General features: G+C 30.1%; 24 protein-coding genes. 9 read left to right on the top strand and 15 right to left on the bottom strand.

Annotated features, from left to right (window positions below; all coding sequences use genetic code 11):
* Nucleotides 1–31: 31 nt before the first annotated feature.
* The 10 genes from F7018_RS02620 to thiL all read right to left on the bottom strand — a co-directional run bounded on the left by F7018_RS02620 (nucleotide 32) and on the right by thiL (nucleotide 7,449).
* Nucleotides 32–919: a hypothetical protein gene (locus F7018_RS02620; RefSeq protein ID WP_150898415.1), complete on the bottom strand. Its 888-nt coding sequence runs from the start codon at nucleotides 917–919 to the stop codon at nucleotides 32–34.
* 70 nt (nucleotides 920–989) lie between these two features.
* The gene (locus F7018_RS02615; protein WP_150898414.1) at nucleotides 990–1,427 is read right to left on the bottom strand and encodes a hypothetical protein; all 438 of its coding nucleotides are present in this window, start codon (nucleotides 1,425–1,427) and stop codon (nucleotides 990–992) included.
* Nucleotides 1,428–1,483: 56 nt separating this feature from the next.
* Nucleotides 1,484–1,858: a hypothetical protein gene (locus tag F7018_RS02610; protein WP_150898413.1), complete on the bottom strand. Its 375-nt coding sequence runs from the start codon at nucleotides 1,856–1,858 to the stop codon at nucleotides 1,484–1,486.
* Nucleotides 1,859–1,864: 6 nt separating this feature from the next.
* Nucleotides 1,865–2,428, bottom strand: coding sequence for an RNA polymerase sigma factor (locus F7018_RS02605; protein WP_150898412.1), 564 nt, complete (start codon nucleotides 2,426–2,428; stop codon nucleotides 1,865–1,867).
* Between the two features lie 143 nt (nucleotides 2,429–2,571).
* Complete coding sequence (locus F7018_RS02600; protein ID WP_150898411.1) at nucleotides 2,572–3,423, bottom strand: hypothetical protein; 852 nt, start codon at nucleotides 3,421–3,423, stop codon at nucleotides 2,572–2,574.
* A 65-nt stretch (nucleotides 3,424–3,488) separates the two neighbouring features.
* On the bottom strand, nucleotides 3,489–4,073 hold the full coding sequence (nadD, locus tag F7018_RS02595) for a nicotinate (nicotinamide) nucleotide adenylyltransferase (RefSeq protein WP_150898410.1): 585 nt from the start codon (nucleotides 4,071–4,073) through the stop codon (nucleotides 3,489–3,491).
* Between the two features lie 9 nt (nucleotides 4,074–4,082).
* The gene (gene gmk / locus F7018_RS02590; RefSeq protein ID WP_150898409.1) at nucleotides 4,083–4,685 is read right to left on the bottom strand and encodes a guanylate kinase; all 603 of its coding nucleotides are present in this window, start codon (nucleotides 4,683–4,685) and stop codon (nucleotides 4,083–4,085) included.
* A gap of 2 nt (nucleotides 4,686–4,687) precedes the next feature.
* Nucleotides 4,688–5,554 (bottom strand): YicC/YloC family endoribonuclease, encoded by an 867-nt coding sequence (locus F7018_RS02585; RefSeq protein ID WP_246175027.1) that lies wholly within the window; start codon nucleotides 5,552–5,554, stop codon nucleotides 4,688–4,690.
* A 209-nt stretch (nucleotides 5,555–5,763) separates the two neighbouring features.
* The gene (gene lysM, locus F7018_RS02580; RefSeq protein ID WP_150898408.1) at nucleotides 5,764–6,234 is read right to left on the bottom strand and encodes a peptidoglycan-binding protein LysM; all 471 of its coding nucleotides are present in this window, start codon (nucleotides 6,232–6,234) and stop codon (nucleotides 5,764–5,766) included.
* Between the two features lie 168 nt (nucleotides 6,235–6,402).
* Nucleotides 6,403–7,449 (bottom strand): thiamine-phosphate kinase, encoded by a 1,047-nt coding sequence (thiL, locus tag F7018_RS02575; protein ID WP_150898407.1) that lies wholly within the window; start codon nucleotides 7,447–7,449, stop codon nucleotides 6,403–6,405.
* A gap of 140 nt (nucleotides 7,450–7,589) precedes the next feature.
* On the opposite strand from thiL, the gene F7018_RS02570 reads away from it, so the two are divergent.
* From F7018_RS02570 to sufD, 8 genes are all read left to right on the top strand, one after another.
* Complete coding sequence (locus F7018_RS02570) at nucleotides 7,590–8,915, top strand: choice-of-anchor B family protein (protein ID WP_150898406.1); 1,326 nt, start codon at nucleotides 7,590–7,592, stop codon at nucleotides 8,913–8,915.
* Entirely contained in the window at nucleotides 8,916–10,244 is a 1,329-nt protein-coding gene (locus tag F7018_RS02565) for a hypothetical protein (RefSeq protein WP_150898405.1), read from the top strand.
* 3 nt (nucleotides 10,245–10,247) lie between these two features.
* Nucleotides 10,248–11,009 (top strand): MbnP family protein, encoded by a 762-nt coding sequence (locus tag F7018_RS02560; protein ID WP_150898404.1) that lies wholly within the window; start codon nucleotides 10,248–10,250, stop codon nucleotides 11,007–11,009.
* Between the two features lie 7 nt (nucleotides 11,010–11,016).
* A complete protein-coding gene (locus F7018_RS02555; protein ID WP_175578618.1) occupies nucleotides 11,017–12,075 on the top strand; it encodes a cytochrome-c peroxidase in 1,059 nt (352 codons plus the stop codon).
* A gap of 106 nt (nucleotides 12,076–12,181) precedes the next feature.
* Nucleotides 12,182–12,511 carry a HesB/IscA family protein gene (locus tag F7018_RS02550; protein WP_150898403.1) on the top strand — a complete coding sequence of 110 codons (330 nt, stop codon included), beginning with the start codon at nucleotides 12,182–12,184 and terminating at the stop codon, nucleotides 12,509–12,511.
* 15 nt (nucleotides 12,512–12,526) lie between these two features.
* A complete protein-coding gene (sufB, locus tag F7018_RS02545; RefSeq protein ID WP_150898402.1) occupies nucleotides 12,527–13,975 on the top strand; it encodes a Fe-S cluster assembly protein SufB in 1,449 nt (482 codons plus the stop codon).
* Between the two features lie 103 nt (nucleotides 13,976–14,078).
* Nucleotides 14,079–14,831, top strand: a complete 753-nt coding sequence (sufC, locus tag F7018_RS02540) for a Fe-S cluster assembly ATPase SufC (protein WP_150898401.1) — start codon at nucleotides 14,079–14,081, stop codon at nucleotides 14,829–14,831.
* Between the two features lie 29 nt (nucleotides 14,832–14,860).
* A complete protein-coding gene (gene sufD, locus F7018_RS02535; RefSeq protein ID WP_150898400.1) occupies nucleotides 14,861–16,174 on the top strand; it encodes a Fe-S cluster assembly protein SufD in 1,314 nt (437 codons plus the stop codon).
* A gap of 69 nt (nucleotides 16,175–16,243) precedes the next feature.
* Here sufD and F7018_RS02530 read toward each other — a convergent pair whose 3' ends face one another.
* From F7018_RS02530 to F7018_RS02515, 4 genes are all read right to left on the bottom strand, one after another.
* On the bottom strand, nucleotides 16,244–18,739 hold the full coding sequence (locus F7018_RS02530; RefSeq protein WP_150898399.1) for a trypsin-like peptidase domain-containing protein: 2,496 nt from the start codon (nucleotides 18,737–18,739) through the stop codon (nucleotides 16,244–16,246).
* Nucleotides 18,740–18,837: 98 nt separating this feature from the next.
* Nucleotides 18,838–20,151, bottom strand: a complete 1,314-nt coding sequence (locus F7018_RS02525; protein ID WP_150898398.1) for an amidohydrolase family protein — start codon at nucleotides 20,149–20,151, stop codon at nucleotides 18,838–18,840.
* 85 nt (nucleotides 20,152–20,236) lie between these two features.
* Nucleotides 20,237–21,208: a helix-turn-helix domain-containing protein gene (locus tag F7018_RS02520; RefSeq protein WP_217701346.1), complete on the bottom strand. Its 972-nt coding sequence runs from the start codon at nucleotides 21,206–21,208 to the stop codon at nucleotides 20,237–20,239.
* A 113-nt stretch (nucleotides 21,209–21,321) separates the two neighbouring features.
* On the bottom strand, nucleotides 21,322–23,748 hold the full coding sequence (locus F7018_RS02515) for a helix-turn-helix domain-containing protein (RefSeq protein ID WP_150898396.1): 2,427 nt from the start codon (nucleotides 23,746–23,748) through the stop codon (nucleotides 21,322–21,324).
* A 143-nt stretch (nucleotides 23,749–23,891) separates the two neighbouring features.
* On the opposite strand from F7018_RS02515, the gene F7018_RS02510 reads away from it, so the two are divergent.
* Nucleotides 23,892–24,602, top strand: coding sequence for a DUF547 domain-containing protein (locus F7018_RS02510; protein ID WP_150898395.1), 711 nt, complete (start codon nucleotides 23,892–23,894; stop codon nucleotides 24,600–24,602).
* A 74-nt stretch (nucleotides 24,603–24,676) separates the two neighbouring features.
* Here F7018_RS02510 and F7018_RS02505 read toward each other — a convergent pair whose 3' ends face one another.
* On the bottom strand, nucleotides 24,677–25,159 hold the full coding sequence (locus F7018_RS02505; protein WP_150898394.1) for an acyltransferase: 483 nt from the start codon (nucleotides 25,157–25,159) through the stop codon (nucleotides 24,677–24,679).
* Between the last annotated feature and the right edge of the window lie 106 nt (nucleotides 25,160–25,265).

Below are 25,265 nucleotides of genomic sequence, written 5' to 3'. Positions count from 1 at the left end.
TTAATTACAACCTATGTTAAAAAATGAAGTATTATAAATCAAACAAATACGAGATAGAGAAATTAAAAAAACTAGTTGTATTTACATCAGTTTCTCCTTCTAAGGCTGTAGGAAAGTTAAACGTATAACCTAACTCAAAATCAACATTACCAGTACTATATTGTATAGGTATTTGCAGTTGTGTATTAATTAATCCAAAATCATTATTTTGAACATATCTAGTAAATTGCATACCTCTAATAGTAAAGGTTTGTGATAACTGAATTGTTTGTTGAGCTAATACTATGTTAAGTTGCGGTTGTAATTTTAATTTATGACGTTTCTTTTTTACTAAGCTAAGAGCCCCATATGTTGAAGATATTATTTGAAGAGAATTATCGCTTCCAAATAAATAAGTTGTTGATACTTCCGTTCCAAAAGTTTTCTTTTTATTATCTATTTCTATTCCTAAAGATAATGCATTCTTAAAAGGATTATTTTCTGAAGTATCTGAATAAAAATATCTATCATATGAAGTAGACCATCTGTACTGTTTATTTTTCCCAAAACTTTTACCATAACCCAGCGTTACCGATGTATAATCCCATTCTGGTGTAAATTGATCATAATAAACTCCTGCTACTCCAATAAATAATCCATTTGAATGAATATAGGTTACTTGTGGACTTATATTAAACTGATCTGTTCCAATATCTCTTCCTGAAAAATAAGTTTTATTATTATATTCTACTGATAAATGAAGAAATTGAAGTTCTGTTACCGATTTTAAAAACTCTTCCTCACTTTCCTCTTCTAAAATACTATCTATAATTTCATTTTCTTCTGAAAGCTGAACATCTTCTGATTCTTCAGAAGAGTTTTGACCATAAGTACTTATAATACCTAAAAGTAAAGAAAAAAGTAAAAATGTTTTTTTCATATATGCTCTAAAAATACAAAAAAGTGGTTGATAAGATCAACCACTATAATCAAATACACTACAAAAATTTCTATCTTCTCCTTCTATTCTGCATTCTGTTTCTAATATTTTTTTTAACTCGTTTTTTAGAATCTTTATTTTTAAACCGTGTTTTTAGCTGCGCTTTTTGCGATTTAGTAAGTGTGTTTCTAAACTTAGCTTTTACTTGTTTTACACTCTTAGTATTTTGTGCTACTAATTTTTTTTGAGATGATGTTAATGACCTCTTTAAAGCTTGTTGTCTTTCTTGTTTAGTTAAAGCCTGGTTTCTCAATATAGCCTTTTGACTAGGAGTAAGCGTAGCTTTAAACGCTTCTCTATTTTTTTTTATTAGTTCTTTTTGGGTTTTTAATAATTGTTTTTGCTCTTTAGAAAGATTTAACTTTTCTATTGAGTTCTGACCTACCACATTTGAAACACCTAATAAAAGCGAAAATATAATTGCTAATATGATTTGTATCGGTTTCATCTTTATTCTTATTAATACTATTCTTTAGACCTTTTATTTCTTAAAAAGTTTTAATCTTACTCAGAAAAAATTTCATCTGTTAGTAATTCGTCATTTACATAATCTTCTAGTAGCTTATCAACATCTGCTTCTTCTGTTACTAATGACGCTATTAAAATATCATTTTCTTCATCACTACTTGTTCCAATAGGATTATACACAGCTAAAGTAAACAACAATGCTACAACTGCTACAGCTGACCAAATAGATATTTTTTTATACAAAGAAACTACTTTTCCTTTTTTCTCTAAAACTGTTTGTTCTAAAATAGACTGTTTAGATTTTGAAAAATAGTCCGACGGTATATCTAAACCTAAATCGGATTTATGTTTTCTTTGTGTATTCATATCAAAAGTATTTCGAATGTTAAAGTTATCATTTTGTATGCTCATAACAAACTATGCTTTAATTTTTTCTATATACGACATTTTAGTTATGTTGCTTTCTATATACTTTACAGCTCCATAATAATGTGTTTTTACTGTTCCTTCTTTGATATTTAAAATATTTGAAATTTCTCTAAACTTTAAATTATCGTAATATTTCATATAAAATACCTTTTTTTGATTTTCGGGCAATTGACTTAATACCGTTTGTAATTTTAATTGAGCTTCATCTCCATCAAAAAAGATATCATCTTTTAAATCTCCTAAAAACTTATCACTCACATCTTGAAGCGAAGAAAAAGTTTTCTTCTTTTCTTTCTCTATAAAACGCATAGACTCGTTATATGCTATTTTATACATCCAAGTATGAAGTGAACTTTGTTGCTTAAAATTTGCTAAACTCTTATACACTCTTACAAATGTATTTTGCAATACATCATCAGCGTTTTCGTGAGTTCCTACTAATTTTCGAATATGCCAATACAAACGTTCTTGATATAAATCTAATAATTTAGAAAACGCTCGATCTTTATATTTCTTGCTAGTTAATTGATTTATAAAATCAGCTTCGTTCATTGGTTTTTAATAGTCTTATTTCTTAGTTAGACCTCTAAAGTTTTAAAAAGTTTAGAATTTTCTTATTTTTTTTAAATTACTAAAAATGAATGGCATAAAAAAACCAGCTCTGTAAGCTGGTTCTTCCCTTAATTAATAAAAACTTACTTCTTTTTCTTATTCAATTTCAAAGTAATCTCTTTAGTATCTCCATTTGCATCTGTTAGTGTTGCTAAATTATCGCATGAGCCGTCTCCAAAATCTAACGTAGCTGTTGCTCCATCTCTAGAAAGTTCAATAACCCCACTTACAATATATTTACAAGCCCATTCTCTTCTTAAATTGGTAGTAATCGTTGCTGTTTTTACAACACCATTTTTATTTATAGATTCCCAGTTTCCTGATATTGAATACACATCATCTCCTCTATCATCAGTATCTGCTCCTTCTATTTTCTCTTTTACCTTTGTGCCTTTTTTGATAATTTCAACTCCTGACTCTAAAGTAATTTTAATATCAATAGTAAAAGTTGCTTCTGGATTTCCATTTGAATTTTCTTTTACCTTTACTATAGATTTTCCTCCTTCAACACTATTTCCTTCTACTGAAAAGTTTTCAAAAGTTACTGACTTTGAAAAACTACTATCAGTTTTAACATACTCTATAATTATTTTACCAGCAAATTCTCTTCCTCTCTTACCTTCACATCCATCTCCAAAATCTAAGGTTACAATTTTTCCTGTTGCTGTTTCTTCTGAAGTTCTTACAACACAACTTGGATGATTAGAAGAAGGTGCTGCACTTTTACTTTCAAATCCGCTTTCTATTCCATCATCTTCAATTACCTCATCAATTTCTGTAGAAATATCATCTGCTAAAACTACATTTAAAGCCTCTTCTGTTGTTACAGCATTTGCATCTAAATCTATACCATCATTAGATTCACAAGATGCAAACAATAATAATCCAGCAATAAAAAGTCCGCTTAATTTTCTTTGTACATTACTTAAAGTCATAATTACTAATTTTAAAAGTTAATCAGTTCTTTGACCTAAGTATTTTAAAAAAGTTTTAAAAAAAATTATTTTTTATAAAAATTCATCTCATCAACATAAGTCCAAACTTCAGTAGAAAGAAGTGGTTTCATGTTCTTTTTAGCTTTGATTCCATTTCGAATCATTGTTGATGATATTTGTACGATAGGCGCATCAACTCTATGAATTTTCGAGTTTTTAACAAATTTATTTTCAACGATACCTTCTGATATTCTTGGATACACATAAATATTATAATCATCTAAAATTGCTTCATAATTTTTCCATTTATGAAAGCTTTTTAAATTATCCTCTCCCATAATCAGGTTAAAATTATAGTCTGGATACTTCTCTGTTATGTGCGCTAAAGTATTTATAGTATAATTAGGTTGTGGCAAATTAAACTCTATGTCAGACGGTTTTATTTTATCATACTCTTTGGTTGCTAAATACACCATTTCCAATCTATGATGATTATCTAGTAAAGAACTCTTCTTTTTAAATGGATTATGTGGTGTAACCACCATCCAAATTTCATCCAAATCAGAGTTTTCAACCATATGATTTGCTATAATCAAATGACCAATATGAATAGGATTGAATGTCCCAAAATATAATCCGATATTTTTCATACCTAAAACCTACTCTTTTTGACTAGCTTTATCTAAACCTAAAAATTCATCAACTAAATCTTCAGCTTCTTGCAAGGCTACTTTTAAATCGTAGTTTTTAATAATTTTATCAAACATTGGTGCTGTTGCCAACTCTATAGGAGCTTTGGCTATTCTTGAAGCTATTTTTTCTTCGCTTTCTTCACCTCTACTTTTTAAACGTCTTAATAACTCATTAATATCTGGTGGCTTAACAAATACCGCTAATGTTTCTTCTGGAAATTTTTCTTTAATTCGTAAACCTCCTCTTACATCAATATCGAAAATCACATGCTTTCCTAAAGCCCAGATACGTTCAATCTCAGTTTTTAAAGTACCATAGAAATTATTCATATAAACCTCTTCCCATTCTAAAAACTCTTCGTTCTTTATTTTTTGCTTAAAGTCTTTTGCTGAAATAAAATAATAATCTTCTCCATCAACTTCATTACTTCTTGGATCTCTTGACGTTGCTGAAATAGAGAATTCCAATCCAAATCTTTCTTGCTTTAATAAATGACGTACAATTGTTGTTTTTCCTGATCCTGATGGCGCTGAAAACACAAATAATTTTCCTTTAAATTCTTTAGTCATTTCTATAAAACGTTTAATATTTGTTCTTTAATTTTTTCTAACTCGTCCTTCATTTGAATTACCAATTTTTGCATTGGAGCAAAATTTGCTTTAGACCCTGTAGTATTTATCTCTCTTCCTATTTCCTGGATAATAAACCCTAATTTTTTTCCATTAGAATCTGGTGTTGCTAATTGTTCCAAGAAATACTCTAAATGATTTGCTAAACGAACTTTCTCTTCGTTTATATCTAATTTTTCTAAATAATAAATTAATTCTTGTTCAAATCGATTTTCATCAATTTCAACTTTTAATTCTGTTAATGCTTTTTGTAAACGCTCTTTAACGTGTTCAATTCTATCTCCATCTAGCTGTTTTATTTCTTCTAAAGCTAACTGAATATTAGCTATTCTTACTTTAAAATCTTCTTCTAAAGATTTAGCTTCATCTTTACGATATTGAATTATTTCTTTTAACGCTTCATCAATATGAACATCTATCTGATTCCACTCTTCTTCATCTAACTCTTCTCTCTCTGTTTTTAAAGCATCTGGCATTCTTACTGCCATCTTTAAAAGTTCAATATCATCAGAAGAACCTGCTTGAGTTACATTTCTTAATTGTTGTATATATTCTCTTACAACAGCATTATTTACAGTTGTTGAAGTTTCATCTGCAGTCATTTCTACATAAATAGAGAAATCTACTTTACCTCTTACTAAATTGCTCGCTAATTTTTTTCGAACAGATAATTCTTTTTCCTTGTAATAAGATGGAATCCTAGTATTTAAATCTAAATTCTTACTATTTAGAGATTTAATCTCAATGGTTACTTTCTTAGATGGTAAATGTAGTACGGATTTTCCATAACCCGTCATAGACTGTATCATATCTCCAATTTAATAAACCGCAAATATACATTTATTTATTTTTTGCAACCACTTGTTTAGCAACCAAAAAAGGCTTTTAAACATTAAACCTTTATATAATTTTATTACTATACAATATGAAAATGAAGTTAATACTAACTGTAAAAAACAAATGGAAATAAAAAAGTACTGCAAATGCAGTACTCTTTCTTTGGTTGATTAACTCTTGATTAGTCCACTAAAGGTGGTATTCTTAATACTTGCCCTGGATAAATTTTATCTGGGTGTGTTAACATTGGTTTGTTTGCTTCAAAAATAACTGGATACTTCATTGCATTACCATAAAATTCTTTTGCAATTTTACTTAACGAATCTCCGCTTACTACTGTATGAAATTGCGCCATTGCTGCTGCTTCTACCTCTTCAACCTCTGCTACAGTCATATTATCTTCTACAGATGCAATTCCATTCGTATTTCCTACTACTAAGACCACTTTTTCCTTAGTTGCTAAATCTGATGCCTCTCCAGATACCGTTGCCTTGTCTTCATCAACAGTAATTGATAAATTTTCAACAGACAACTCTAAGGTATTTACAGCATCTACTAATTTTGCAGCTTTTTCAGAAGCTTCTTCTTCAGTTGTTTTTCCAATACCAAACACTTTGGCACCAGCATTTTTAATAAATGAAAAAATTCCCATTCTTTTTGATTTTTTGTTAATTATTAATTTTTTGCTTGACCAATATACAATTTTTACGCCATTTTTTATGCTTTTTCAATTCAACAAAAATCGAATTTCTCAAAAAATATTTTTCAAAAAAAAAGCCATACAGCTAAGTATGACTTTTTATATTTTGATTTAACTTTTTTACTCATCAAAAGAATTCCAACCTTGAGCTTTCAATTCCATTTCTTGATTTGCCCTTGTAACTAACTTCATCCCTTGATTTGCCTCTGTCATATGCCCTATAACAGAAAAATTAGGATTACCTTTTATTTTATCAAATTCTGAGATTGGAACTGTAAATAACAATTCATAGTCTTCTCCTCCACTTAAAGCAATCATAGTACTATCCATGTTAAATTCTTCTGAAGTAGATATTACCTGAGGATCTAATGGTAATTTATCTTCATAAATCTTACATCCTAATTTACTTTGTTTACATATATGCATAATCTCTGAAGAAAGTCCATCAGAAATATCAATCATAGCTGTTGGTTTTACCTCAAGCTCTTTTAACAACTCAGGTACATCTTTACGAGCTTCTGGCTTTAATTGACGTTCTATTAAATAAGTATAATTATCTAAATCAGGTTGATTTTGAGGATTTACCTGAAACACTTGCTTCTCTCTTTCTAAAATCTGTAAACCAAGATATGCTCCTCCTAAATCACCAGAGACAACTATTAAATCAGTTTCTTTAGCTCCATTTCTGTAGACTACATCTTCTTTTTTTGCTGATCCTATTGCTGTAACAGAAATTAGCATTCCTTTAGTTGATGATGTTGTATCTCCTCCTATCAAATCTACTTTATAAGTATCGCATGCTAATTTTATACCTGCATATAATTCTTCTACAGCTTCTAATGGAAATCTATTAGAAATAGCTATTGACACAGTTATTTGCTCAGCCACTCCATTCATTGCATACACATCAGATAAATTAACCATTACAGCTTTGTATCCTAAATGTTTTAAAGGCATATAACTCAAATCAAAATGCACACCTTCTATAAGTAAATCAGTCGTTATTAACGTTTCTTTTCCTGTTTGACTTATAACTGCAGCATCATCTCCAACACCTTTTTGAGTTGAAGAATTATATAATTTAAAATGCTCTGTTAAATGGTTAATTAATCCAAACTCTCCTAGTTTAGACAATGAAGTTCTCTCTTGATTTTTATCTTCTAACATGCTGCAAAGATAACAACTAGTATCTAAAAAAAATATTATAAATAAATACCTTAATTTAAAATATTCATAGGGTTTAACTGTTTATAAATGTTTTATAATTAGTTAATTCTTTAATTTAGTATTTTTAAAAGCTCCCAACCATGACAAAATATAGAATTTTATTTACCGCCGTTTTTTTATCACTTTTAGTTTCTTGTTCTTCTACAAATACACCAGCACCAATTAACGACAAGGATGGAGATGGAATTATAGATTCAAAAGACAACTGCCCAACAACTAGTAATCCAGACCAAAAAGATACTGATGGAGATGGAGTAGGTGACGCTTGTGATACTCCCACCACAACAAATAAAGTGGAATGTACTGGAGGTAAAGCTGGAATATATCCTTGCAATGGTTATGATTTACTTTTAACCCTTCCTTTAGATACTTTTGGAGCAACGGAAGGAAATGATTCATGGGGATGGACAGATACAACTACCAATAAAGAATACGCAATTATATGTTTAAATAACGGAACTGCATTTGTAGATATTTCAGATACTGATAATCCTGTTTACCTAGGTAAATTACCAACAGCTACAGTTAATAGCTCGTGGAGAGATGTTAAAGTATATAAAGATCATGCTTTTATTGTTAGTGAAGCGTCTAACCATGGAATGCAAGTTTTTGATTTAACACGATTGCGAAATGTAACTAATGCTCCAGCTACTTTTACTGCTGACACTCATTTTACAGAGTTTGGTAGTGCGCATAATATGGTAATTAATGAAGACTCTGGATATGCTTACCCAGTAGGGACAAGTAAAACTGGAACTTACAAAGGAGGCCCTTTGTTTATAAACATACAAGATCCTAAAAACCCAAAAAGCGAAGGAGGATGGGGAATGGACAACTACAGCCACGATGCACAAGTTGTTACTTATAATGGTCCAGACACCGATTATACTGGAAAAGAAATTTTGATTGGCAGCAATGAAAATGAAGTAGTTATTGTGGATATAAGTAATAAAGCAAATCCAAAAAACATTTCAAAAATATCTTACCCTAATGTTGGCTATACGCATCAAGGGTGGTTTACAGAAAATCAAAAACACTTTATTTTAGGAGATGAATTAGATGAACAAAACTTTGGAAATAAAACAAAGACTATTATTTTTGACTTTACTGATTTAGACAACCCAAAACTAGACTTTATATATACTGGACCTACCAATGCTATAGATCATAATGGTTATGTAAAAAACAACACATTTTATTTAGCAAATTATACTGCTGGTGTACGCTTTATAGACATTTCAAATATCAATGGTAAAACAATAACAGAAACAGCTTATTTTGATACTTATCCAGACAATGATGGGGCTAGTTTCAATGGTGTATGGAATGTATACCCTTATTTTAAAAGTGGCAAAATTTTAGTAAGCGATATTAATAGAGGATTATTCATCATCAAAAAACAATAAATGTTAGAAAGACTTTCAATTTTTTTATTTATTACTCTTACAATTGTAGGCTGTAGCAATGATGATGGCATTAGCTTATCTAACCCTATAAAAGCATTGCAAGTCGATTTTATAAAAACTTATGGAGGAACCAGAAATGAAAGCGGAAGAAGTGTTGTACAAACTTCAGACAACGGCTATGCTGTTTTAGGTTACACTCAAAGTATTGATGGAGATGTTTCTACTACCAAAACTACCGTTCAATATGATTATTGGCTTTTAAAGTTTGATAAGGATGACAAATTACAATGGCAAAAAGCCTATGGTGGCTCTAAAGACGATAGAGCATATCAAATTATTGAAACGAGTGATAAAGGATTTGCTATTATAGGATTTAATAAAAGCGCTGACGGAGATTTAACTACCAATGAAGGTTTTGAAGATGTTTGGGTATTAAAATTAGACGCTACTGGAACTATTATTTGGAAAACTACAACTGGATTTTCTGGAACAGATCAAGGCTTTAGCTTAATTCAAACAAGTGATGGCGGTTATTTTGTTGGAAGTATTTTAGATGTAACAGCTTCAGGAGGTCAAGGAAATTCTAAATTTGCAGCAAAACATGCTGGAGGCGATTATTGGGGCATAAAACTAAACTCATCTGGTAATATTGAATGGCGAAAATACTTTGGTGGTCAAAACACAGATACTTGTTATGGTGTAGTAGAAACATCAGACGGTTATATAATGGTAGGATCATCAGATAGCATAGATGTAGATATTAAAAACAATAAAGGTTCATACGACTTTTGGATTGTTAAAATTGATAAAACTGGTAAACTCGTTTGGGAAAAGTCTCTAGGAGGTGATCAAATTGATGAAGCAAGAGGTATTGCTACAACAAAGGATGGTAATTTTATTATTATTGGAGATACTCGAAGTAATAATAAAGATGTAACTCAAAATAATGGAGGTGCTGATGTTTGGGCAACTAAAATCGACACCAAAGGAAACATTATTTGGCAAAAAAATTACGGTGGTTCTAGTTTTGATGTTGGACGTTCGATTCGAAAAACATTAGATGGAGGATTTATTATCTCTGGAAGCTCAAGAAGCTCCGATAATGGGATTACAAACAAAGGACAAAACGATGCATGGATCCTTAAAATAGATCAAAATGGAAACCAACAATGGCAAAAAACAATTGGAGGTTCTGAAATAGATTTTTGTTACGATGCCATCGAACTCTCCAATGGAAACATTATTGCAGTTGGTGAAAGCAGTAGTAATAATCAAGACATACAAACAAATAAAGGTTTTTCAGACCTATTAATCATAAAATTAAAATAAAAAATGAAAAAATACTTTGCCCTCTTTTTAAGCTTATTACTTTTATCTTGTAGTTCAGATAATGATGAACCTATAAAAGAAGTTACTATTAAGCTAAACTTTACGCAAAACTGGGACGGAACAGCTATTGAAAAATCTGACATAAGTAATACTGAATTCACCAATAAAGCTGGTACAAAATTAACTATAGACAAATTAAGGTATTTAATTTCAAGAATAACTTTAACTGACGGAAATCAAAACGCAACGGTTTTTGATGGTTATAAATTAGTAGATGTTAGTAATGTTGATGATTTAACCCATACGTTACCTCAAAAAATATCTGAAGGATCATATAAATTAACTATGACATTTGGATTTAACAATGATGACAATAAAGATGGCATCCATAAAGATTTAAATGATTTTAGTGTACCTCAAATGCTAGGTGGAGGTTATCATTTTATGCAAATGGATGGAAAATACCTTAACAGTAAAAATATAAAGTCACCTTTTAATTATCATGCTATTAAAGCTGTAGACAATACTGACCCAGCAAACTTAAAATTTGAAGATACTTTTTTCACTGTAGAATTAGGTACGATATTAGTTACAAATAATGCCACAATAGAAATCAGAATGAATGTAGCTGAATGGTTTAAAAACCCAAATGAATGGGACTTAAACACATTAAACACTTCTCTAATGTCTAATTTTAATGCTCAAAAACTAATGGCTGCTAATGGTAAAATTGGAGTGTTTAGCCTAGGTAATATTTCACAATAAATTATTAATGATAAAAAAAAGTATATATATCGTATTTTTTCTTCTTTTGATGAATTGTTCTTCAAAAGAAGAAAATGTATATACTCCAGTACCAATTACTTTAAAAATACCTGAGCTTTTCCAACAAAAAATAATTGCTCCTGTTATACCTTCAAATAATCCATTAACAGAAGAAGGTATTGCGCTAGGTAAAAAACTATTTTTTGATAAAATTTTATCTAAAGACAACACACAATCATGTGCAACATGTCATGACCCAAAGAGAGCTTTTACTGATGAAACTCGATTTAGTGATGGTGTGAACGGTAATTTTGGGTCTCGAAACTCTATGCCTATTTTCAATTTGGCTTGGAATTTTGATGAACGTTTTGCCTGGGACGGAAAAGAATTAAGTTTAGAAAGACAGGCCTTAGAACCAGTTCGTAATCCTATAGAAATGCATAGCAAATGGACTGATGTAACGCAAAGAATTCAAAACCATGCCGAGTACCCTACATTATTTAAGCAAGCTTTTGGAAATGTTAAAATCGATTCTACACTAATAACCAAAGCTCTTGCTCAATTTGAAAGAACTTTAATTTCTGGAGGTTCTAAATTTGATCAATTTCTATTAGGTAAAGTACAATTAACACCTGAAGAAAAAAATGGCTTTGATGTCTTTATGGATGAAACTCGCGGAGATTGTTTTCATTGTCATGGGAGCAATAACAACCCTTTATGGACCGACAATAAATTTCACAACAATGGTTTGGACGCTACTTTTACAGATTTAGGTCTTGGTAAAGTTACTGGAGATCCAAATGATAATGGGAAATTTAGAACCCCATCCATTAGAAACTTAAAATTCACCGCTCCTTATATGCATGATGGTAGGTTTGCTACAATAGAAGAAGTTATTGAACACTATTCAACAGGATTAAAAGCTTCTCCTACGATAGACCCTTTGATGAAAAAAGTAAATCAAGGAGGTGTAAATATTTCTAATAAAGACAAAGCTGATTTAAAAGCTTTTTTACTTACTCTTACAGATAATAACTTTGTCAATAATCCCGATTTTCAAGAATAATCGAGAAAATTAATAACTCTATTTAAAAACACAATGAAAGGTTGTGCAAATAAGTGAGACTTAAATTGTATATTTGCAAACTATTTAGAGTTAATCCACTTATACAATGATAAAAGTTTCAGACACAGCTAAAAAGAAAGTCATTGAACTAATGACAGACGACGGATTTAACGCTACAACCGATTTTGTTCGTGTTGGGGTAAAAAGTGGTGGTTGTTCAGGGTTATCATACGATTTAACCTTTGATAAAAACACACAAGAAAATGATAAAATTTTTGAAGAAAACGATGTAAGAATTGTTGTTGACAAAAAAAGTTTTTTATACCTAGTCGGAACTACTTTAGAGTATTCTGGAGGATTAAATGGAAAAGGATTTGTTTTTAACAATCCAAATGCAAACCGTACATGTGGTTGCGGTGAAAGTTTTTCTTTATAACATTACAACTCAATCATGAGCAAGTATACCGAAGACGATTTAAGAGAAGAGTTAAAAACCAAAGAATATGAATATGGTTTTTATACAGATATAGAAAGTGAAACCTTTGCTAAAGGGTTAAACGAAGATGTGGTTCGTGCTATTTCAAAAAAGAAAAACGAACCTGAATGGATGACTGAATGGCGTTTAGAAGCCTTTAGAGTTTGGCAACAAATGGAAGAGCCAGAATGGGCTAATGTAAAGTATGAAAAACCAAACTTTCAAGAAATCGCTTATTATTCAGCACCAAAACAAAAACCTAAATTAAATTCTTTAGACGAAGTTGACCCTGAAATGTTGGCAACTTTTGAGAAATTAGGAATTTCTTTAGATGAACAAAAACGTTTAGCTAACGTTGCTGTTGATATTGTAATGGACTCTGTTTCTGTTGCAACAACTTTTAAAGAAACATTAGCTGAGAAAGGAATTATTTTTATGCCAATCTCAGAAGCAATTCAAGAACATCCTGAATTAGTTAAAAAATATATAGGTTCTGTAGTCCCAACAACAGATAACTTTTATGCTGCATTAAATTCAGCAGTTTTTTCTGATGGATCATTCTGTTACATTCCAAAAGGAGTTCGTTGTCCAATGGAATTATCAACTTATTTTAGAATTAACGAAGGTGGTACAGGGCAATTTGAAAGAACTTTAGTAGTAGCTGATAAAGGAAGTTATGTTTCTTACTTAGAAGGATGTACTGCACCTCAACGTGATGAAAATCAATTACACGCAGCTGTTGTTGAATTAATCGCCATGGATGATGCTGAAATTAAATATTCTACAGTACAAAACTGGTTCCCAGGTGATGCTGAAGGTAAAGGAGGAGTTTTCAACTTTGTAACAAAAAGAGGTTTATGCGAAACCAATGCTAAAATTTCTTGGACACAAGTAGAAACCGGATCTGCAGTAACATGGAAATATCCAAGTTGTGTATTAAAAGGAAATAATTCTGTAGGTGAATTTTACTCAATTGCAGTAACTAATAATCACCAACAAGCAGATACTGGAACGAAAATGATTCACTTAGGAAAAAACACTAAGTCAACCATTATTTCAAAAGGTATATCTGCAGGAAAATCACAAAACAGCTACCGTGGATTAGTACAAATTAATTCAAGAGCTGAAAACGCACGTAACTTCTCTCAATGCGATTCTTTATTAATGGGTAATGAGTGTGGTGCACATACATTCCCTTATATAGAAGCGAAAAATAAATCGGCACAAATAGAGCACGAGGCTACTACAAGTAAAATTGGTGAAGATCAATTATTTTATTGTAACCAACGTGGAATTGATACCGAAAAAGCAATAGCATTAATTGTAAACGGATTTAGTAAAGAAGTATTAAATAAGTTACCAATGGAATTTGCTGTTGAAGCACAAAAATTATTAGAAATTAGTTTAGAAGGAAGTGTAGGTTAAAATTTAATTGATTTTAACCACTAAGTTAAGTTGTTATTTAACACAACTTTACCCAAAACAAAATAAAAAAACACGTAGCAATAGCTAACATAACATAAGAACAATGTTAAAAATAGAAAACTTACACGCACAGGTAGAAGACAAAGACATTCTAAAAGGAATTAATTTAGAAGTTAAAGCTGGAGAGGTACATGCTATCATGGGACCAAATGGTGCAGGAAAAAGTACTTTATCATCTGTAATTGCAGGTAATGAAAATTATGAAGTTACTTCTGGAAACATCGAGTTAGAAGGTGAAGATATTAGCGAATTAGCTCCTGAAGAAAGAGCGCATGCAGGAGTATTTTTATCATTCCAATATCCAGTAGAAATTCCTGGTGTTACTGTAACTAACTTTATTAAAACAGCTATTAACGAATCTCGTAAAGCACAAGGTTTAGAAGAAATGCCTGCGAAAGACATGCTAAAAAAGATTCGTGAAAAATCTGAATTATTAGAAATTGATAGAAAATTCTTATCTCGTTCTTTAAATGAAGGTTTTTCTGGAGGAGAGAAGAAACGTAATGAAATTTTCCAAATGGCTATGTTAGAGCCTAAATTAGCAATCTTAGATGAAACAGATTCTGGTTTAGATATCGATGCATTACGTATTGTTGCTAATGGTGTAAACAAATTAAAATCTGAAAACAACGCAGTTGTAGTTATTACACACTACCAACGTTTATTAGATTATATAGTTCCTGATTATGTACACGTTTTACATGATGGTAAAATTGTAAAAACAGGTGACGCTTCTTTAGCTTTAAAGCTTGAAGAAAAAGGATACGATTGGATTAAAGAAGAGGTAAACTCATAATTAGTTGGATTCAACTAAACATTGAAAGAATGGAGTTAAAAGAGAAATTATTATCATCATATGTAGCCTTTGAAAATGGATTGAATGTTAATTCTGATATTCATGATATTCGTACAAAAGCGTTACAAGAGTTTGAAAAATTAGGATTTCCTACAAAGAAATTAGAAGCTTGGAAATACACTTCTTTAAATTCAGTTTTAAAAGAAGATTATAGCTTATTTCCAGATCATGATATTGCCATAGAATTAGCTGATGTAAAGAAATATTTTATTCACGATATAGATAGTTATAAGATTATTTTTATCGATGGTAAATACAGCTCTTTCTTATCAGAAACAACACACGATGGTATGGATGTATGCTTACTTTCTGCAGCATTATCTAAACCTAAGTACAAACCTGTAATTGAAAACTATTTCAATAAAATAGCTAAGCAAGATAATTTAACATCTTTAAATACTGCTTTTGCTACTGAAGGTGCATTTATTCATATTCCTAGAAACGTAGAAGTTGAAAAACCAATACAAATTATCAACTTTACAACTGGAAAGGAAGATGCTACTATGGTTCAACCAAGAAACTTAGTAGTAGCTGAACGCAATGCACATGTTCAAATTATAGAGCGTCATCAAAGTTTAACAGATAACCCTGTTCTTACTAATGTAGTAACTGAAATTTTTACTGATACACATTCAACTGTTGATTATTATAAAATTCAGAACGATAATGATAACGCTTCTTTAGTAGATAACACTTACATTGAGCAACAATCGGAAAGTGTTTGTTCTGTACATACTTTTTCTTTTGGAGGAAATATTACACGTAATAACTTAAATTTCTACCAAAAAGGAGAGCGTATTGATTCTATCTTAAAAGGAATTACAATTATTGAAGGAAAACAACATGTTGATCACCATACTTTAGTTCACCATATAGAACCAAATTGTGAGAGTCACCAAGACTATAAAGGTATTTATGGAGGTCGTTCTACTGGTGTTTTCAACGGTAAAGTTATTGTTGAGAAAGAAGCTCAAAAAACGAACGCTTACCAACAAAACAATAATGTTTTAATTAGTGACAAAGCAACGATAAACGCAAAACCTCAATTAGAGATTTTTGCTGATGATGTAAAATGCTCTCATGGTTGTACTATTGGGCAATTAGATGAACAAGCATTGTTCTATATGCAACAGCGTGGTATTCCTAAAAAAGAAGCTCGTGCATTATTAATGTATGCTTTTGCTAATACTGTATTAGAAAGTGTAAAAATACCTGAAGTTAAAAAGAGAATTAATAAATTAATAGCTAACAAATTAGGTGTTAATATTGGTTTCGACTTGTAATATTAGATTATAAAAAATAAAACAGCCCTCTTAATATTTAAGAGGGCTGTTTCTTTTATAGATTATCCTCTATTCTATCACAAATCGTTTACTGGTCTTAGTAAACTTATTTTCTAACCTTAAAATATAGATTCCTGAATTCAGTTTATCGATATTGATTGTTTTTTCTTCAGATAAACTTCCTTCTTTCAATACTTGTCCTAATACATTTACTACTTTGTAAGATGCATTTGAAAAATTTCTTTCTGGCCCAACTAATTGTAATAATTTACCTTTTTCAATAGGGTTTGGAGCAATATTTACTGATGTAAAGATTCCTTCATCTTCATCTCCTAAAACATCTACTCTAGTATCAAATAATTCTGTAACTATTACATTTGAACTTTCACATGATCCTTCATAAATTTTCACATTACTAAACGTAGAGTTATTTCCAGAACCACCATCGTTATCGTTTATAAACACTAATCTATCCATAGCACCAGTATAAGAACTACCTACAGGAATTACATATTTCTTGGTTCCGCTAGCATAATTATCAAAATTGGTGATTCCATAATTTTGTGTACCATGAACTTTAAAATATCTACTAGATGTTAAAGTATTATCGTTTTCAAAACCTATACCATGTATTTCTCCTTGAGAAGTACTACTAAATTCAAACTCAATCACAGTATTCGCTGTAACTGTATAATTTAAAGAAATATACTTCCAAGTATTATTTGTTAAGGTTAATGAAGCCCCTCCAGAACCTACAGAATAATTCCCTGAGCTGTCTTGATTTGAAAAAGAAGTAATAGTATAATCATTAAAATTTAATGATGAACATCCAGAACTTCCTCCTCCAGAGGTTAAGGCTAAATTATCAATAGCTATATCACTAGACCAACCAGATCCAGTTGTACCAACAAATCTTAATCTTACTTCATTTTGACCTACATATGAGCTCAAATTTACGGATTGATTATTCCATTGGTTTCCTTTATTTCCAGAATCACTCCATAAACTAGTCCAATTGGTACCGTTTGTAGAAGCTTCTAATCTTAAAGAACCTACATTAGTTCCATACATATGATTACTAAAAGTAAATGTTGCAGAGCTTACTCCTGATAAATTAAAACAAGGACTTTCTAAAATAGCTGTAGCATTTGCTCCTATTTGACCAGGACTACTATTATTAGAAGCCTCTAAAAACATATAATAATTACCATCAGCGCCAGAACTAGGTCCAGTTCCTGTTGAAGGTGTACCAGAGGCATCTCTTACCCAATTACCATCATCTCCAGTGGCTTGTGTCCATCCATCTCCTGTTTCAAAACTTTGAGCATAAGGAAAAGAATTTACAGTACTAGAACATCCGGTTGGATTACCTCCACCACCACTACCTACTCCATTTGCAGGCATAGAACTACCAATAGCACTAATTAAATCGTCGCTTCTTCCATAAGATCCATTAGGACAAAATCCTGTATTATGAATAGCTACAACAAAATTTGTATTGTAATCAATTACTGGCGAACCTGAACTTCCGCCCTCTGTATCTGCATAATAATTCATTCTTTTTCCTGCTCCTCCAGCATTTCCGCAACTTCCCACACAAGAAACTTCTGAAAAACCAGTATCGGTATTCACAGAGATTTCTTTTCTTCTTCCTCCTGGGTGCTGTGGAATATAAATTCTATCACCTACAGATGATACTGTTGGACTAATACTTAAATAACCGTATGTACTAGTTGGATTAGTAGGTAGCTTTACCAAAGTATAATCTAAACTAGAACTCGTTTTTACAAAAGTAGCTGAAGATGCTACTACATTTTGAGTAGCATTTGCAGAACCTGTACAGCTTTGATGCTGATAATTAAAAATAAAATCTGTGTTTTGAGCATCAGATGAAGAACCAATACAGTGATTATTGGTCATTAAGTGACCTTCACTTCCTAATAGCCAACCTGTACAACTCGAACTACCATTAATTATTAGTCTACATACAGCCTTTGCTTTTTCATACATATCTGTTCCACTATAACAAGCTATTCGCTCTTTATTATCGCTAGAACAAATAGTTTTTCCTTGATGCTTTTCTACCGTTTTAATCAATTTACTTGGTGTGAAACCGTAAGCAACTTTAGCAATTTCAAATCCATTGTGTTTACCTACATTTCCAGATGAATATAAGCGAACTTCAACTTTGTCATCAAATAATACTTTTGACCAGAAATTACTAATTGTTGTCATACTATTATCAACAATTTTTCCTTTTCCACCATATATCAATGATTCTTTGCTTTTTGCTCCAATTATTTCTAGATAATCACCTAGAGCTAAATCAAAATTTTTAAAATACAACTTAATGTAAGATGAGTTTTTAGAGTAAAACTCTTTGCTATACACTAATTCCTTTTTTTGTTGACTTGAACTTTTCTTTTTAAACTTTTGATAGGTTTTTGTAATCTTGATGTCTGAGTCAAATTCATCACCTATTTTAAAAGCTTTTTGGGCATTTACGACTAATGCGCTTAGAAAGATTAGGGCACAAAGTACCTCTTTGAAAAGATAATTTTTCATTTTTGAAGGGTTTTGGTTAATTTAAATCTAAATTACTAATAATCAACACAATAAACAAAACTAAAAAAAATAATTTTTAGCTTTAAAAAGCTAAAAACCTACTGTTTACAAGAGTTTTTAACCTCTCTTAAAACTTTATCTATCTTACTTTTTGACAAGAAGTTTCCTTTAACAAATACACCAGCTATTTTCCTTGTATTTGTAATATTTTCAAGAGGATTATCTTCCAATAAAACCAAATTTGCATTCTTACCTTCACTAACACTTCCTTCTTCTGAAACAGCATTAAAATATCTTGCTGGAATTATAGTTGCAGTTTTTAAAGTTTCATAAGTTGTTAAACCTGATTTATTAATAAACTCAAGTTCTGTATGTAATGAAAAACCTGGTAAGAATAAACCATAAGTATCACTACTTGTTAATAAAGGAACTCCTTCATTATGTAATAACTTAGTAAACATTTGTTGCCATTGTAATTCTTTAGCTAAACGTTTTAAGGATTTTTTCGAAGTAAACCATTCATACTTTCGGTAATGAACACTATCTGAAACCCAATAATCTTTATAGTAATTTGGCAAATATTTCAACTCTTCTTTTTTAAGAAGTTCTTCATGTCTATCATTATCAGCATAATTACTAATCATATCGAATATTCCTAATGTTGGTGACACATACACTCCACTCGTTTTAATTTGTTTAGCAGCTTTTTTCAAAAAAACTGAACTTTCTCTTTCTTTTTCAGAAAAGATATTCATAAACTCTTCTATATGTGCTATCGATTTCATTCGTAAGGAATATTCTAAAGGCATTTTTCTTTGTCCATGACCAATTACTTCTAATTGATTTTTTTGCGCCTCTCTTAACAACTTTAAATAAATATTCTTAGGTAAGTTGTCAGCTAACTTTATATAATCATATCCTCTTTTTTTATGATATGAAACTACGGACACTACTTCTTCTTCCGTTTTCAAATCTTTTCTTTGTAAATAGGGTCCTGTGGTATAATATTTAGGAGCAATGGTTAATTTTTCTGATAGCTTTTTGTTTTTGATTTGATCTTGCTTTTTATCCTCAGCCATATTTCTTGCTGAAGTAATACCATTAGCTACTAATAACTTGAATTCATTTTTAATATCAGTTTGATTATGGAAATGCATTTCTGCAAATCCTGGTAGCAAATATTTATTAGTTCCTTTAATTAATGTATCATACTTCCATTTTAACAAAGATGAATTTGGTGCTATTTTTTCAATTCTGTTTTTATGAATAAGTACATTATAATTTTTCAGAATGGTATCTACATCCATTGGAATTATATGCACGTTTTTTATAAGTATTTTTTTGTTTTGAGCTTGACTATTTGTAATTACTATGAAGAAAAAAAGTAATACTTTAAAATTGAATTTTATCATAATGGTTTGCTTTAATTTTTCAGCAAACCTAATTACATCAAGGGTTTAAGGAGTTTAAAAATGTTAGATTCTAAGAAATCAATACTTATTTATATTGTTTTTGATACTCGCTCGGAGTGATTCCTGTATATTTTTTAAAAGCATTGAAAAACGTTGCCTTTGAATTAAAACCAACTTCTAAACCTATTGCTAATAAACTATAATTTGAAAAACCAGAGTCTATCAACATTTCTTTTACATCTTCTATTCGATATTTATTAACTATATCTGAAAAGCTCTTATACGGACTTTCTTTTATTAGTTGAGATAAATAGCCTGGGCTTATTCCTAGTTTTTCTGCTACAAAGTCTCTATTTAATTGTGAATTTCTATGAATATGTTCATCTGATAATAAACGAATGAACTCTTTTATTATCGGATTTTCTATTACTTCATTAGTTGCATTGACTTTTTTTGTTTTTAAATACTCTCTTATTTCATATTGTTCGTTAGACAATTTAAATCGATAAATACCTATATAAATTATCCAATACATCAATAAAGAAACTCCTATCCATAAATAATTTAATGACTTGCGTTCTAAGTATAAAAACCTATGAAATTCCAATAGAAAACCATAAATTTCTATTAGTGCAAAAATTACCCAAAATACTCGCAACCATTTTATAGTAGATTTTTGTGTTTTAACAAATAGTAACCAAAAGGAGGGCAGTAAAACAATAAAGGGAAAAATAATAGAACATAAACTTATTGCTTTATAAAAAAATGAAACTGAATCCTTTGTTATAAACGGCAACTTATATAAGCCATAAATATTTTCTAAACTAACTATAATATTACATATCGTTAATACTACAAATGGTAAAAAAAGTAATGCTTTAGTTCTTTTGTATATAGAACTTTTTGTAGCCTTATAAAAAAACAACAATAATGTTACCGGATATAAAAATTGCCATAAAAAAAAGTCTAAAAATTGAATTATAACTGGGTTCTTATTCAAATCCCAAAACCAATTATTCATACCAATAATAGATATAATTATAAGTGTAATTCCCAAATATCTATTAGTTGAACTTCTTAAAAACTTAGAAAACAAAATTACTAAGCTTAACACAAAGCAATGTACTATAGCTATTAAAGTAAAAACTTCAAGATAGGATACAACCATTTTTAATTTCTAAAGTTAGACCTCATCCATGCTACAATCATTCGCAATTCTCCCCAAGTATACTCATCTTCTACAATCTCTTTTACTTTAGATAAATTATCTAAACCTGTAGCATTGATAATTCTTTTAGCCTTTTCAAGCTTTTTATCGCTGAATAATTCTGTTATTTCAATATCTCCTTGAGTAACAAAATGTGATAAATGTCCTTCAATAGTACCTATAACCAAACCACGTTTTGCTGCAATTTCTTCTGTATTCAAACCTTCCTTGTATAAATCAAATGTAATATCTTTAGTATTACGTTTGTCTTTCTCTATTTCTACAATTTCAATTTGTGATTTGAGATTATTAGCTTTTGCATAATCATTAATAATTTCTAATATTTCATCACCATATTTATTAACTCTAATTTTCCCCATTCCATTTACTTTTATAAGTTGAGATTTATCCATTGGCAACAATTCGCATAGCTCAAATAATGTTTTTTGTGTAAAAACTTGAAATGGTGGAATATCTTCTGAATTAGAGACACTTGTTCTAAATAACTGCAATTCTTCAAATAATTTTTGATGTGCTGTTGAAGTTACAACAGCTCTCTTTTTCTTCTTTTTCTCTGGTTTATCAAGAATAGCTTTTGCTCTTACTTTTAAAAACTCTTCTGTTGAAAACTCAGAAGATAATGAGCTAAATAATATTTTTTTTATTCTTAGAAAATCTTCAAAAGCTGATACTTGTTTTTCTATATCTTTTTCTACTGCAGAATTATCTGTGCTGTATGAAAAAGTTTCAAACACATCTATAATCTTTTCTGTAGTTTCTTTTTTAAAATATGCTAGGGCTTTAATATATCTCTCTTGAATAAGATTATCATTTATCTCATCTTCTTTGATAGCTAAATTTTCTAATTGTATTTTAAATGAATTTGCAACTTTAAGTAAAGGTACAACTCCTTCATCTTTTATCTTTTTCAGAGGCTCTATGACATTTCCCTGCAAAGAAGTTTGATTATTATAATATATATCTATTAAACGTGCTACAGGCTGTAAAAACTCATGATAACTAAATAGGTCATTAATTAAATTTATTTGAAACTTCCTTTTCGATTTTTCTAAATCGTCATTAGTAGGCACATTTTCTTCTACTTGCTTATTGAAACTTTTTACTGAATTATCGTTAATGATACTTGAAGATTTAATAGGTGTTTTTAACACAATTCCTTCAAGAGTTTTACATCTACTTAACGCTACATATGTTTGCCCGTGTGCAAATGATGATTCAGCATCAATAATAGCTTTATCAAAAGTTAATCCTTGACTTTTATGTATGGTTATTGCCCATGCTAATCTTAAAGGTATTTGCGTATAAGAGCCTTCCAGCTTCTCTGAAATTTCTTTACTTTCCGAATCCAGACTATAAGATATATTTTCCCAAGTTTCAACTGTCGTTTCAATAATATCATTATCGGAACACTTAACAGTAACTGTATCTTCTTCCAACAAAAGAACTGTTCCTATTTTCCCATTATAATATCTTTTTTCTGGTGAACTATCGTTTTTGATAAACATTACCTGCGCTCCAACTTTTAAAGATAAATGCTCATCATTAGGGTAGTTTTTCTCGTTGAAATCTTTATAAACTTCCGCCGTATATGTTATTGCTTTTGTTGTAATTTTATCTAATTCCTCTTGGTTTATCGTATCTGCTTTTTTGTTATGTGTTGTTAGCGTTATATAACCATCTTCTTTTTGAGGTTCAAATTCTGGTTCATATTGATTATTCAATAGTTTTGCTGACGCTTCTGATAGTGTATTGGTACGTACTTCATTTAAAAGCTTGATAAAACCTTCATCTTGCTGTCGGTAAATATGTTTTAACTCAACACTAATAGCATCAGCTTCTTGAAAGGCTATGCTACTAAAAAAATAAGCTGTTTTATAATAAGAACTTAAAATAGACCAATCATTAGGTCTAATTACAGGAGAAAGTTGTTGCAAATCTCCAATCATTAATACTTGTGCTCCTCCAAATACTTTATTTCTGTTTTTATAACGACGTAAAACTTCATCAATACCGTCCAAAACATCAGCCCTTACCATACTTATTTCATCAATAATTACAAGGTCTAACGATTTAATTATATCAATCTTAATCTTGCTAAATTTTCGTTGTACCCTATCTGTATATGGGCTTTGAGATTTAGGAATAATAGGTCCAAAAGGCAATTGAAAAAACGAATGAATTGTAACTCCTTTAGCATTGATAGCAGCAACACCTGTTGGAGCAACAACTACCATTCTTTTTAAACTTTCATTTTTTATTTTACGTAAAAAAGTTGTTTTTCCTGTTCCTGCTTTACCAGTTAAAAATAAATTTCTATCTGTTTTTTCTATAAAATTGAAAGCTAATTCTAACTCCTTATTCTCTATCATACAGCTTTTAAATAGTATTTATTATAAGTATAAACTTAGTTGATTTTATTAGATTTTTAACCTAATTTAAAATATTTTGTAATGTATTGAAAAAAAACGCGTCAAAAGTAATCAAATGTCTCACACTATTTAAAATTTGAAAAATGCGAAAAACTATTATCCTTTTCTGTCTATTATTCGTTAGTATTCAGTCGCAATCACAAACAGATGTATTTAATGCCCTTCTTAAAACTTATGTTAATTCACAAGGAGATGTAGATTATAAAGGGCTTAGAAAAAACCGTGCATTATTAGATCTTTATTTAAAGCATTTGAAAAAAACTGTACCAGGAAAAAATTGGTCGACAGCAAGAGCAAAAGCTTTTTGGATTAATGCCTATAATGCTTACACTATTAAATTAATCTTAGATAGTTATCCTTTAAAAAAGATTACTGATATTAAGAGAAAAGGTAGAAATGCATGGAAAATACCATTTGCTGTAGTTGGTAACAAAACTTATTCACTTGACTATATTGAGCATAAAATATTACGTAGATGGCATGACGACCCAAGAATTCACGTTGCTATAAATGCTGCTTCTAAATCTGGTCCAAGATTCGCTAATTATGCCTTTACAGCTAAAAATATTGATTCAAAATTAGAAGAATTAATGAAAGGCTTTATTAATGATCCTACTAAAAATAAAATTACTATAAACAAAGTTGAAGTTTCTAAGATGTTCGAATGGTATCAAGAAGATTTCACTATAAAACATTCTTTAATTGATTATATTAATAAGTATTCAGACATACAAGTTAACGACAATGCGGAAGTTGTATACTTAGAATATAATTGGAATTTAAACGGAAAATAACATATCCCCTCCCTTAAATTATCACTCAAAACGGAAAAGCAATAGTGTTTTTCCGTTTTTTTTACATTATACTTTTAGGATATTTTTCTGACAAATTTCGCAGGACTCCCAACCCATAGTTCCCCTGGTGGAACATCTTTAGTCACCACGCTTCCTGCTCCAATCATTGCTTTTTCTCCTATTGTAACTCCTCCTAAAACTGTTGCATTTGCCCCTATAGACGCTCCTTTCTTTATTAAAACCGATTGATATTCTGAATAATACACCTTAGACCTAGGATATTTATCATTTGTAAATGTAACATTCGGACCTATAAAAACATCATCTTCTATTCTCATTCTATTCCATAAATAAACTCCTGACTTCACAGTAACATTATCCCCTAAAACAACATCGTTTTCTATAAAATTATGGCTGCATATATTACAATTAGTACCTATGACCGCCCCTTTTAAAATTACACTAAATTGCCAAATCCTTGTTTTAACCCCAATAGCTGTGCTAGTTACGTCTGCTAATGGGTGAATAAACACTTCTTCTTTCTCAAATTCTTTCATATCATACTTATTTTAATGATACTAACTAATTTACAATGAATCAGGATAAAAATCAAAAAACCTATACATCAGTATAGGCTTTGATCTATTACAATAATAAGAGTAG

The sequence above is a fragment of the Tenacibaculum aiptasiae genome (assembly GCF_008806755.1).
In the GTDB taxonomy this organism is placed as follows: domain Bacteria; phylum Bacteroidota; class Bacteroidia; order Flavobacteriales; family Flavobacteriaceae; genus Polaribacter; species Polaribacter aiptasiae.
This window is presented reverse-complemented; position numbering and strand designations above follow the sequence as displayed.